The sequence below is a fragment of the Acinetobacter sp. YH12239 genome (assembly GCF_013417635.1).
Taxonomy (GTDB): domain Bacteria; phylum Pseudomonadota; class Gammaproteobacteria; order Pseudomonadales; family Moraxellaceae; genus Acinetobacter.
Genome location: NZ_VPDP01000002.1, coordinates 1 through 12,354 on the forward strand (window position 1 = coordinate 1; position 12,354 = coordinate 12,354).

The following is a 12,354-nucleotide window of genomic DNA, read 5'->3' on the forward strand; positions in this document are numbered from 1 at the left end:
AAATTAATGAAGCTTTACAACTCGTTGCTGATGGTCGTGATCCTGCTAAAACAGTTACCAAAGGTGATGTGATCAAAGCGACTGATGAATTAGACGCTGCAGATGCTGCATTAAAAACCAATGCACAGCAACAGGCTGAAGATACTGAGAAATCATTAGCTGAGTCTATTGGAAATCTTGAAAAGCTTGTAGAGCAAGCTGAACAAAAGATTGCTGAAAATGAAACAGCTCGTGATAAGTATACTGAAAACTCTTTAAGCGAATTAACTAAAGAGATTGCAGATGCTAAGGCTGTTATTGCGCAATATAAAGATCCTAATCAACCGAATCCAAGTCTTGAAGGATCTGTATTGCCAGCGCAAAAAGAACTTCAATCTGCGATAGATAGTTTAGTCGCAGTGGTCGAAATTCTTGCTGTTGATAACGATGTTAATTTATTGGCAGTAATTGAACCATCTGTAATATCGTATATTAAGCTCGTAGATGGAAAACCAGTTCTAAATACGGATAAAGACCAATTATTACAAGATACAGGATTTAATGGTGAAAGCGCTGTTGGCTTCGGTGTTGCTAAAGTTGGTATTGGTGGTGCAGCTGATATTAGCGCATTAGATTTTGGTCAATATTTATCTTTCAATATTAAAGAAAACACAACTGCTGATATTCTTTTAAAAGGTAACAGTGGCGGTATTAGTATTGGTAACAGTTTTGATCTATTAGTATTAAAAGAAGTAGCGCCAAATGTTTGGAAAGTTGACCAACTTCATAGTGATTGGCTAAAAGTTATTTTATTGGGTGGAACAACTACAGGTTCAATCACTCTAGATGAAGGTAACTATCGAGTATTAGTCCAAAGTAATAGTGGTATTGCTGTGCTATCGGGAAATAGCTTAGCAGTTCAAGAAATGACAGTGTACGATAGTAATAATCCAGTTAAGATTGAGGGTGAAATCTCAGGTAATATTTTAACTGATGTAAATCAGGCTGAAGGTCAATCTGGTCATGATATGTATTTCTTAAATACAGAGATTGCAGTTAAACCTCAGGACTCAACTTCACAATTTGTTGATCTGGGACAGAATGGCACGAAAGAATTCATCGGACAATATGGTAAGTTGACTGTTAAATTCGATGGTTCTTATACCTATATCATTGATAGTTCAAAAAATCCATCAATTGGTGCTGTTGATACTTTCATTTATCAACTTAAAGATCCTGTGACAGGTATGACTTCTGAAGCAAAATTGAATATTACAATCAATAATACAGAAGTTGATCACACCGTTATTGATGAAAGCTTTGTAGTTGATTTAGCTCCTACAGAACAACCTATTCCTGAAAGTGAAGTGCTATCTAAAGTTAATCAAGTTATTGTCGCAAGTGTTGGACTTGGTATTGCATCAGTCGATGTTGCTAATTTTAAAGATGCCATTGAAATCAATGTTGGTGAAAGTCAATTGCGAGAAGTAAGTTTTAAAGCAGCTGGTGGTGCGCCTGTAGGTTTAGGTGCGATTCCTGTTTCTCTTGAAATTTATAAACTAAATGAAGACACTGGGCTTTGGGAGCTTTACTCAAAAACTCCTGATTGGTTTACAATCGTTGGTGTTGTAGTTGCTGGTGGTGCGTCTAGCAAAAATGTTGATGTGGTTTTAGAGCCAGGTCAATATAAAGCTATAACGACAGGTAACACAATTGGTATTGCTGTTTTACCTACCATCACATTAACACCAGTATCGGATAAGATTATTTCTTACGATAGCGTTGCTGAAGGTCAAACAATTAACGGCGATGTGACTATAGAAAATCTAGAAGATTTCGTTGTAATTAAAGTAGATGGTTTGAGTACTTCTCAAGATTCTGAAGTACAAGGAAAATTTGGTAAATTAACGGTTAATCCTGACGGTACGTATGTTTATACATTGAATAAAGATGTAAAAGTAAGTCAATTGGATGTGGAAACATTCTCAATTCATTTGAAAAATCCACAAACTGGTGAGTTGGCGACTACAACATTAAATATTCGTTTAGATTCGTTTATCTCAAATGATGACATTAATGATGTGATTAATGTAGAGTCAGAAATATCTAAACGTAATTATAGTGAAGATCTTGGCGCTACAAGTGGCTCAAGTGTTTCGAAGGCGTTTAAAGTTGAAGGAACGAAATCGGGTGATGTTGTCTACCATGAGAAAGATCTTACAGCTGACGTTACATTCACTGTTAAAACAACATTAGCAATTAATGGTGATGGTCGTAAAATGACTTACATCGTCAAAGATAAAGCTGGGAATCCAGTGGCAAGTGGCGATGTAGAAGTGTCTAAAAGTACAACAAACACAATCAAAGTTAATAATCTTCCTGCAGGATCTTATACTTTGGAGTTGAATGTTACAGGTTCTTCATATTTCACTGGTTCTGTTAAAATGGAACAAGTTATTACTGAATATCTACCTACAGACCCACAATCACTTGAACCTGTTACTGGTAACATTTTCGATAATGATCTTGGTTCTGATACAGTAACTTCTATTCAAGTTCAAAACCAAACTGCTTATACGAAGTTTGGTAATGATAAGATTACTATTCAAGGTGAGCACGGCGTACTTGAAATAGACCATACCGGTAAGTATACATACACACCATCTAAGAATTCTTTTGGTGAGGACAAGTTTACTTATGTGACTACTTCGGTTACTGGAAGTCAAGACACGGCTGAACTTGTCTTTGGCTATACTCAAACTATAAATGGCGATGAAAATCCGAATGTAGTAAGCAGTGGTGGGTTAAATGATACGTTCAATCTTGGTTCTGGTGCAGATAAATTGATTTTCAATCTTTTAGATGATGCTGATGCAACAGGTGGAAACGGTTTTGATACGTGGTCAGATTTCGAAGCAGGTGTCGATGTAATTGATGTATCTCAACTATTTGTTGACGCTAATACTTCAACTACATTCTCAACAGATTCGACTGATCAAGTTGCGGATATCTTAAGTAAATATATCACTGTTAAAGATTCTGTAATTTCAATCGATCGCGATGGTGAAGGTACACAATTTGAAGCTACTCAATTGCTGAATATTGGTCCTCAAAATGTAGATCTGACTTTGGAGCAGTTACTTCAAAACGGTCAAATCATTTATTAATTCTTTAAAAAACGCATACTGCGGTATGCGTTTTACAAAAAAGGCGAAACATTGTTTCGCCTTTTTTATACCAATTTAATCTTTTAATTCAGGAGGAAATCCATCATCAGTTAAAACTTCAGCGATTTTTTTAAAGTCATATGTTGTTTGAATATCCACGATTTTATTTGCAACATCTACATTCACGCTAGCACTAGGATCAAGTGACATTACTGAAGCAGTGACACCTTTAGCACAACCCGAACAACTAATATTTTCAATAAATAATTTCATAATAACCTCTTGCGTTAGTTAACATTTATCACTATCACGATTGAATATGTTCAATTTTATTCAGAATACTGCAGTTTGAAGTCGAATCATTAGAGCACATCTGACTCGCAGCCTTTAATTTTAAAATCATTGATTGCATCGAATGAATTTGTTCTGTCAAAAAATGGATATGTTGATCTGTAATTTTTTTCACATCAGCACTTTTTCTGTCAGGATTTTTCCAAAGCTCAACTAAACTTTTGATTTGAACGATCGAAAAGCCAAGATCTTTAGCATGTTTAATAAAACTTAAAGTCGATAGGTCTTGCTCTGTATAAACACGATAACCGCTAGTGCTTCTGGTCGGAACAGAAATGAGATCGATTTTCTCGTAATATCGAATCATTTTAGCAGTTAAGCCTGAACGTCGTGCTAATTCGCCAATATTCATGATCTTTCCTTTGTTTAAGCGTCTAATTTAGTTTCAAAGTTTTGAGTCTTAAGGCATTCGCTAATACAAATACCGAAGAAAGTGCCATTGCGATCGCAGCCAAAACAGGTGAGAGCAGGATACCTGTTAAGGGATAAAGGATGCCTGCAGCAATCGGAATCAAACAAATATTGTATAAAAAAGCCCAGAACAGATTTTGATGAATATTTCTAATAGTCATTTCGCTTAATTTGATGGCTTTAGATAAGTTATTCAAATTTGATGACATTAAAATAAGGTCAGCCGTTTCAATGGCGACATCTGTACCTGAACCTATCGCAATACCGACTTGAGCTTGCGCAAGTGCTGGAGCATCATTAATCCCATCACCAACAAAAGCAACATTTCCATATCGCGTTTGAAGGGTCTCAACGATGTTTAACTTTTCATGTGGTTTGACCTGTGCATAAACTGCATTGATATTAAGTTGATTCGCCACATATTGCGCTGCATTTTGATGATCGCCAGTAATCAAAGCAATGTGCTTGTCGTTCTTTTTAAGTTGAGTCATAACCTCGTAGGTTTCAGGTCTTAATTGATCCGTGATTAAAATAATTGATGCAAGCTCACCATCGATGGAGACCGCGATGGGTGTTTGAGCTTCATCTAGTAATCTTTGATGGTGAGAGAGTGCATGAGAAATCTTTGCATTTTCTCGAGTAATAAATTCTACAGATCCAATTTTAATATCCTGACCATTCAATTGTGCTTGAATGCCGAATCCTGAAATACTCTTAAATTCTGAAATTTCGATCATCTTTATATGATGATCGGATGCATATTGAACAATCGCTTTAGCAATTGGGTGTTCGGAATGATATTCAACGGATGCAACAGTTTGTAGAACCTGTTGATGTGTAAATGGTGCGAAAATCTCGATATGACTAATCGCAGGTTGACCTATTGTTAAGGTTCCAGTTTTGTCAAATGCAAATGTTGAAATTTCTCGAAGTTTTTGAAGTGAGGTTGCATTTTTAAACAAAATTCCGTGTTCAGCAGCACGTCCCGTCGAAACCATAATCGACATTGGGGTTGCAAGTCCCATCGCACACGGACATGCAATAATCAAAACAGAAACGGCGTTAATCAAAGCATAGCTGAGATTAGGTTCAGGTCCAATCACCAGCCACGCGATGAAAGTAATCATCGAAATCAAGAGGATAACTGGAACAAACCATAAGGTGACTTTATCGACTAAAGATTGTATGGGGAGCTTTTGTGTCTGAGCATTTTCAACCAACTGAATAATTGAAGATAAAATGCTACTTTCAGCAGTATGCTTGGTTTCAATGACAAGAAATCCATTTTGATTGAGGGTTCCACCAACGACTTCTGAACCCATCAATTTGTGGATTGGAAAAGATTCTCCACTGATCATTGATTCATCTACAAAGCCTTCACCTGAAATAACCACGCCATCTACAGGAATTTTTTCACCAGGCCGCACTTCAACCTGCATACCGATTGTAATTTTATCAATCGAGATATCTTCAGTCTGGAGGTCAGATACTCTAACCCGCGCTGTTTTAGGTTGTAAGCCAATCAGATGTTGTATCGCTGCGGAAGTTCTACCTTTAGCTCGTGCTTCTAGAAATTTTCCTAATAAAATAAATGTAATAATGAGTGTTGCAGGTTCGTAATAGACATGCACTGACTGTTGTGGCAATAAATTTGGGAAGAACGTAGCAACAATAGAATATAAATAGGCAGCTCCTGATCCTAAACTCACCAAAGAATTCATGTCAGGATGTAAATTTATCAGTGACTTGATACCTTGTGAGAAAAAATGCCGTCCAGGTATAAAAATAACTAAAGTCGCAAGAATAAATTGGAATAACCAACTCTGATTTTGACTGAGGTAAGTACCTATAAAATGATGAAATGAAGGTATGAGGTGCGAGCCCATTTCAATGATAAATATAGGTAAACTGAGTACAAGTGCGATAATAAAATGCTTGAGAATTTTTTTTGATTCAAGTTCGCGATCTGGAAGTGCTGTGATCGCTTGCTGTTCAAGTACAGCTTCAAACCCTGATCTTTCAATACGCTCAATAACTTGATCAACAGGAACTTGATAAAGTAGATCAATGCTTGCTGTCTCAGTCGCCAAACTTACTTGTGCTGCTAATACACCTGGTATTTTTAGTAAAGAACGTTCAACTCGACTTACACATGCAGCACAAGTCATACCTAAAATTTTTAATTTTATTGTTGCCCATTTTTTAATGTTAAAACCTGTTTTATTTACGGCTTGAATGATTTGTTGATCTGTTACGTCTGTTGTTAACTCAATTTGAGCTATTTCAGTGGCGAGGTTCACACTGGCATTTTGAATACCTCCGACTTTTTTTAATGAATTTTCAACTCGGCTTACACAAGCAGCACAGGTCATTCCTTCAATGTTGATTTGAATAGATTTAGTTGAAGTAGATGACATACTTAACTCCATATGCTGATTGAAATAAGGTCATGATCATTCTAAACCTTCCCATTGTGGTAAGGTCAATAAGATTTGTTTCTTGTTTCATCATTACTGTTTGGAATCCAAATTAGGCGTATGTTCTTTCCTCACTTAAATTAAAAACAATATTCCAAAAATCCATTTAAATTGAATAAATTTTCTTAAATAAAAAATCATCAAAACAAATCAGAATAAAAAATAACCATCAAAAAGAATTATCGATATGATCTAAAGCATTCAATTCAATTGATTAACAATCTTCAAAATTTCAGATATTTATAAAAAATGGGTAATGATATGAATGATAAATTAAGTTTTGGTTTATTCGCGATTTTATTGAGTACCGTGGCATTAAGTTCTAATGCGCACAGCGCAGATTATAAATGGAAGATAAGAGGTGCGATTAGCAATATTGATCCCACATCTTCTCCAGGTAGTATTTTTAATCGAACAGCACCAGTCACAATAGATGATGCTTGGGGAGTCACTGGTACGATCTCTTATTTTTATACACCAAATATCGCATTTGATGTATTAGTCGGTTTGCCACTAGAGCATAAAATTAATGTTGCTGGTAATGAAGTCGCAAAAACAAAACATTTACCTCCAATTTTCAGTGTGCAATATCACTTCTTACCCAATGAAAAGTTACAACCTTATGTGGGTCTGGGCTTAAATTACACCTATTTTTTTAATGACCGACTATATAGTGGTGATAAGTTTGATCTCTCAGATTCTTTTGGTTGGGCTGGTCAAATAGGCGTAGATTACCAATTGAACCCTCAATGGAGTGTTGGTGCTGATATCCGATACGCGGATATCAAAACCGATGTAAAAGTAAATGGAGAAAAGGTAGGAAGTGTGGATGTAGATCCAACAGTGTATAGTTTAAATATCGGATATAGATTCTAAATATTAGGGTTTAAAAAAAGGAGTCAATGATAAGACTCCTTTTTTATAAATATCAACAACAACCTTCAATTAGCCATTGATGATCCCAGTAACACCAGTCACGATCATATCAATGGCAATTGTACCGATAAGCAATGCAGCAACACGACCCACGATATCTACATATAAGTCGATATAATTAGAATATTTATGCTGTAAATTATCATGAAAATATTTCATTAATATCAAAAGACTACAGGTTAAGAATAAGGTCATAAAGATGACTGTGATCGTCTGCCATAAACTTAATTGAATGCCAGTGATTACAGATGCAGAAATCGTTCCTGGACCGATCATAAATGGCATGGCGATTGTACCAGCCAAATGATTTGGTGCTCCACGCATGACCCCAATCGTATCAGCACCTTCAAATACATAACGATAACCAATCACCAAGAAAATGATCCCACCAAAAATTTGGAAAGATTCAAATCGTGCATGAAGTACATCATTAAAAAAGGCTTCACCCGTTTTAGCAAAAATGACAAAAACCACAAAGCTAATCAAACTACCTTGGATCAGCGCCATATTAAAAACTTTTGCATCTGAATTTCGAATAATCCCAAGCATATAAATACTCATTAAAAAGGGATTAAGCAACGAAAAAAATAGAGCAAAGGCGTTTAGACTTTCTGACATGGTCATTATCCTTGTTTAGATGAGCTACTACTAACTAAATGTCACGATCAGGAAATTGTGGACGTTTACCTGGACTGATACGGTTAATATGAAGGTACATCATATGACGTTCATATTTGTCCAAAATGTCGTTAATCACTTGTTCTTTGTTGTAACCGACCAAATCATTACCTTGCGAACCTTCAAACAAGTAACTTTCTAAACGATAGTAATAACGCTTTGTTCGTTTAGCACGGGTACTAAAGTTAGGGGTGTCATAACGAACGGGCCAAATCTCATAGACGAAATTTTCCTCTTCATTCAAGTGAATAATGAGGTCCAAATGATAAAGCTCAGCATTATCTTCAAGAGGCTTGGTATTCACATCAACTTTGACACCTTTGGATAAAAGTTCCTGTGCCACGGCATCCATCGCAGGTTTACACACATCATCTAACATTTTTAATGTTTGTTCATGGCTTGGATGCAGCATTACGCGACTGAGTCGCTTTTTCCAATTTAGAATATCCACATTGCCCACGACTGGCGCGGCATTTAAGCTAGTACTGGCTTGTCTGAAATCTTCCAATCTCAAGGATTTGTATAAACCCGCCATCACAAAGAATATGACAAAGCTAAAAGGCAGACCCATGATGATGGTTGTGTTCTGTAAGGCAGTAATACCATTTGCCATCAGCATCGCCAAGGTTAGTAAACCAATGGCTATAGCCCAAAATACGCTGAGCCATCTTGGAGAGTCATGCTCGATATTGGTGAATTTTGTCGTGAAATTACCCAAAACAAGAGCGCCTGAGTCTGCAGAAGTGACGTAAAATAATAATCCTGTAATTGTTGCTATACCTGCTAAGAACGTAAAACCAGGATATTGTGCAAGTAGGTCATAGAAACCATGCGCTGGATTTTCTAAAACGGTTGTTGCGAGTTGCGCATTGCCATCAAAAATTACATTGTGAAGCGCACTATTTCCAAAGATGGATAACCAAGTCAGTGTAAATAGTAGAGGAATAATCAACGTACCAAATACAAATTCACGAATGGTACGACCACGAGAAATTCGTGCTAAAAACAGACCGACAAATGGCGACCATGCAATCCACCAAGCCCAAAAGAAAAGCGTCCAACTGTTCATCCATTCTTTAGGTTGTTCGAATGGAAAACTCATTAAACTCAATTTCGGAAATTGACTGAGGTAATCACCTAAATTTTGGATTAAGGCTGCGAGTAAGAATTCTGTATTACCAATCAAAAGAATAAAGAGGAGTAATCCAATCGAGACATAGATATTGATTTCGGAAAGTACGCGAATCCCTTTATTCACACCTGCCGTTACTGAAATTACAGTAATGACTACCGCGATCCCGATTAGACCAGCTTGAATCCACAAATTTTCAGGTAGATCGAAGAGAACATGAAGACCATAATTGAGTTGTACGACACCAATACCACAGGTAGTCGCGATACCAAAAATCGTACCTAAGACGGCAGCTGTATCTACAGTGTGACCTATAGGGCCGTTAATTTTTTTTCCAAAAATAGGGTAGAGAGCTGAACGGATCGTAAGGGGAAGGTTATAACGATAACTGAAGTAACCTAAGGCTACACCAACCAATGCATACATGCTCCAACCAGTTAAACCATAATGAAACAAGGTCCATACCATGGACTGACGTGCTGCTTCAAAGGTTTGTCCTTCACCCACAGGTGGGTTCATGTAATGCGATAAAGGTTCAGCCACGGAAAAGAACATGAGATCAATACCAATACCCGCAGAAAAGAGCATTGCAGACCAACTTAATAAACTAAATTCAGGCTTAGAGTGTTTAGGTCCTAATTTAATTTCGCCATATCGGGAGCATGCGATAAATACAATAAAGACAAAATAGAGTGTCGCAGCAAGCAGGTAATACCAACTGAAGGTTCTGCTTACCCAATCGAGGGTTTGTGTAATGACGTTATTAGCAGCTTCATTAAACAAAATTGTGGTGATCGAAAACAAAAGTATCAATGATGCTGATACATAGAACACGACCTTGTTCAAACTATCCTGCGTTTGATCATTTTTGTTATGCATAAATCAGTGACCATTCAATGAATAATGAAATGATCTACAGCGCAGTTCGATTTATATCCTGATAGAAGCTTGCTTGATCCACAATTACAAACTTTTGCAAATACAAAACAAACTGAGCTGTACATCATGGAAGTAATAGCACTATAATTTTTATTGATTGAACGTTCAATTAAAAAAACGTTTACTAATGTTACAGCGTTCTTATTGATAAACGCTGATTATAATCTCCTTTAGGTTTAGGTCATCTTATGCCAAAAGTTGGTATGCAACCCATTCGTCGTCAACAATTGATTGATGCCACACTCTCCACTGTAAATGAGCTCGGTTTTGCTGATGCATCCATTCAACAAATCGCGCAAAGAGCAGGTGTCTCCACGGGCATTATTAGTCATTATTTTGGTGGGAAGAATGGATTGATTGAGGCAACCATGCGCTATTTACTACAGCAACTTGGAGAAAGTGTAAGGGATCTAAAATCAGAGGTTGGTCATTCACCAGAAGATCGTTTAATGGCGATCGTCAAAGCGAATTTTGCAACTCCTCAGACCAATCAAGCCGCGATGAAGGTATGGCTCGCATTTTGGGCTATTAGTCTGCATCAACCTGATTTACACCGATTACAGCAAGTGAATCACTGTCGGCTACATTCAAATTTAAAACATGAGTTTTTAAAACTTTTAAGCCCCCTAAAAGCTGAGCAAGCAGCTCAAGGGTTGGCTGCATTAATTGATGGATTCTGGTTAAGGGGCGCATTAACAAGAAGTGAGATTGATACCGATCTATCTATTCATCTTTGCCATGCCTTTATCCAGCAGCAACTTACACAATAATTTTTAATATTTACTATATCTGAGGCTAATCGTATGAATAAATTCCCGTTACAACGTCCTTATATTCATGGACAATTCGTCGATGCTCAATCAGGTCAAACTTTTGATTCGATTAATCCAGCCACGGGGCAAGTTCTCGCGACCATTCAAGCATGTTCTCAACAGGATGTGGATCAAGCCATTCTATCAGCCCAACAAGGACAGAAAGTTTGGGCTGAAATGACTTATATGCAGCGTTCAAGAATTTTAAATAAAGCTGTAGCTATTTTACGTGAAAGAAATGATGAACTTGCCACCATTGAGTCCTTAGATAGTGGGAAAGCCTATAGTGAAACATCGACTGTAGATATTGTGACAGGTGCTGATGTACTCGAATACTACTCTGGAATTTTACCTGTACTCGAGGGTCAACAGATTCCGTTAAGAACAGATTCTTTTGTCTATACACGCCGTGAACCTTTGGGAATTGTGGCAGGCATAGGAGCATGGAATTATCCAATTCAAATTGCCTTATGGAAGTCAGCACCTGCTTTAGCGGCGGGGAATGCAATGATCTTCAAAGCCAGCGAGATTACCCCATTAACAGCCTTTAAATTGGCAGAAATTTATACCGAAGCTGGAGTGCCAGATGGGGTATTCAATGTTGTAACAGGGGGCGGTGATATTGGTGCCTATTTAAGCCAGCATGTAGATATTGCGAAAATTTCATTTACTGGTGGTGTGAGCACTGGAAAAAAAGTGATGGCTCAAGCTGCAGAATCTAGTCTTAAAGAAGTCACGATGGAGTTAGGGGGCAAGTCACCATTAATTATTTGTGAAGATGCTGATTTAGACTTAGCTGCAGATATTGCAATGATGGCAAATTTCTATAGTTCTGGACAGGTATGTACGAATGGGACACGAGTGTTTATTCCAGAATCATTACAGCCAAAATTTGAAAAAAAGCTCTTAGAACGTATTCCTTATATCCGCTTAGGTAATCCGCTCGATCCAGAAACAAATTTTGGACCAGTATCTAGCTTTGCGCATATGAATAAAATTTTGGCATTCATCGATTCTGCTAAAAGTGAGGGAGCACGTTTATTGTGTGGTGGTTCTAGAGCAACAGATGATCATTTAAAACATGGTGCTTTTGTACTGCCTACAATCTTCAGTGATTGTCGAGATGAGATGACCATTGTTCAAGAGGAAATCTTCGGTCCTGTGATGAGTATTTTGACATATACATCAGAAGAAGAAGTGATTCGTCGCGCTAATAATACTTCTTATGGATTGGCTGCTGGCGTGGTTACCCCTGATATTGTCAAAGCACATCGAATCATCCACCAAATTGAAGCAGGTATATGTTGGATCAATACGTGGGGTGAATCGCCAGCTGAAATGCCAGTTGGTGGCTATAAGCATTCTGGTGTAGGAAGAGAGAATGGTTTAACGACTTTACAACACTACACGCAAATCAAATCGGTACAAGTGGAATTAAGTCCATTTCAATCTGTATTTAAAGCCTAAGGAGA

Annotated in this window: 9 protein-coding genes; 4 read left to right on the forward strand and 5 right to left on the reverse strand. The window is 37.3% G+C overall.

Features of this window, described 5'->3' with window-relative positions:
* On the forward strand, positions 1 to 3,146 hold a 3,146-nt coding region (locus FTV17_RS02005), incomplete at its 5' end, for a BapA/Bap/LapF family large adhesin (protein WP_179997959.1).
* 75 nt (positions 3,147 to 3,221) lie between these two features.
* Here FTV17_RS02005 and FTV17_RS02010 read toward each other — a convergent pair.
* The 3 genes from FTV17_RS02010 to FTV17_RS02020 are packed head-to-tail and all read right to left on the reverse strand — an operon-like array spanning position 3,222 to position 6,337.
* Positions 3,222 to 3,419, reverse strand: coding sequence for a heavy-metal-associated domain-containing protein (locus FTV17_RS02010; protein WP_179997960.1), 198 nt, complete (start codon positions 3,417 to 3,419; stop codon positions 3,222 to 3,224).
* Between the two features lie 34 nt (positions 3,420 to 3,453).
* A complete protein-coding gene (locus FTV17_RS02015; protein WP_179997961.1) occupies positions 3,454 to 3,849 on the reverse strand; it encodes a MerR family transcriptional regulator in 396 nt (131 codons plus the stop codon).
* Positions 3,850 to 3,871: 22 nt separating this feature from the next.
* Positions 3,872 to 6,337, reverse strand: coding sequence for a heavy metal translocating P-type ATPase (locus FTV17_RS02020; RefSeq protein WP_179997962.1), 2,466 nt, complete (start codon positions 6,335 to 6,337; stop codon positions 3,872 to 3,874).
* 309 nt (positions 6,338 to 6,646) lie between these two features.
* Between FTV17_RS02020 and FTV17_RS02025 the strand changes: the two genes are divergently transcribed.
* On the forward strand, positions 6,647 to 7,261 hold the full coding sequence (locus FTV17_RS02025) for an OmpW family protein (RefSeq protein WP_179997963.1): 615 nt from the start codon (positions 6,647 to 6,649) through the stop codon (positions 7,259 to 7,261).
* Positions 7,262 to 7,330: 69 nt separating this feature from the next.
* Here FTV17_RS02025 and FTV17_RS02030 read toward each other — a convergent pair whose 3' ends face one another.
* Complete coding sequence (locus FTV17_RS02030) at positions 7,331 to 7,939, reverse strand: MarC family protein (protein ID WP_179997964.1); 609 nt, start codon at positions 7,937 to 7,939, stop codon at positions 7,331 to 7,333.
* Between the two features lie 34 nt (positions 7,940 to 7,973).
* Entirely contained in the window at positions 7,974 to 10,010 is a 2,037-nt protein-coding gene (locus tag FTV17_RS02035) for a choline transporter (RefSeq protein WP_179997965.1), read from the reverse strand.
* Positions 10,011 to 10,258: 248 nt separating this feature from the next.
* On the opposite strand from FTV17_RS02035, the gene betI reads away from it, so the two are divergent.
* Both betI and betB read left to right on the forward strand, forming a co-directional pair.
* A complete protein-coding gene (gene betI, locus FTV17_RS02040; protein WP_179997966.1) occupies positions 10,259 to 10,840 on the forward strand; it encodes a transcriptional regulator BetI in 582 nt (193 codons plus the stop codon).
* Positions 10,841 to 10,873: 33 nt separating this feature from the next.
* The gene (betB, locus tag FTV17_RS02045; RefSeq protein ID WP_179997967.1) at positions 10,874 to 12,349 is read left to right on the forward strand and encodes a betaine-aldehyde dehydrogenase; all 1,476 of its coding nucleotides are present in this window, start codon (positions 10,874 to 10,876) and stop codon (positions 12,347 to 12,349) included.
* The last annotated feature ends 5 nt before the right edge of the window (positions 12,350 to 12,354 follow it).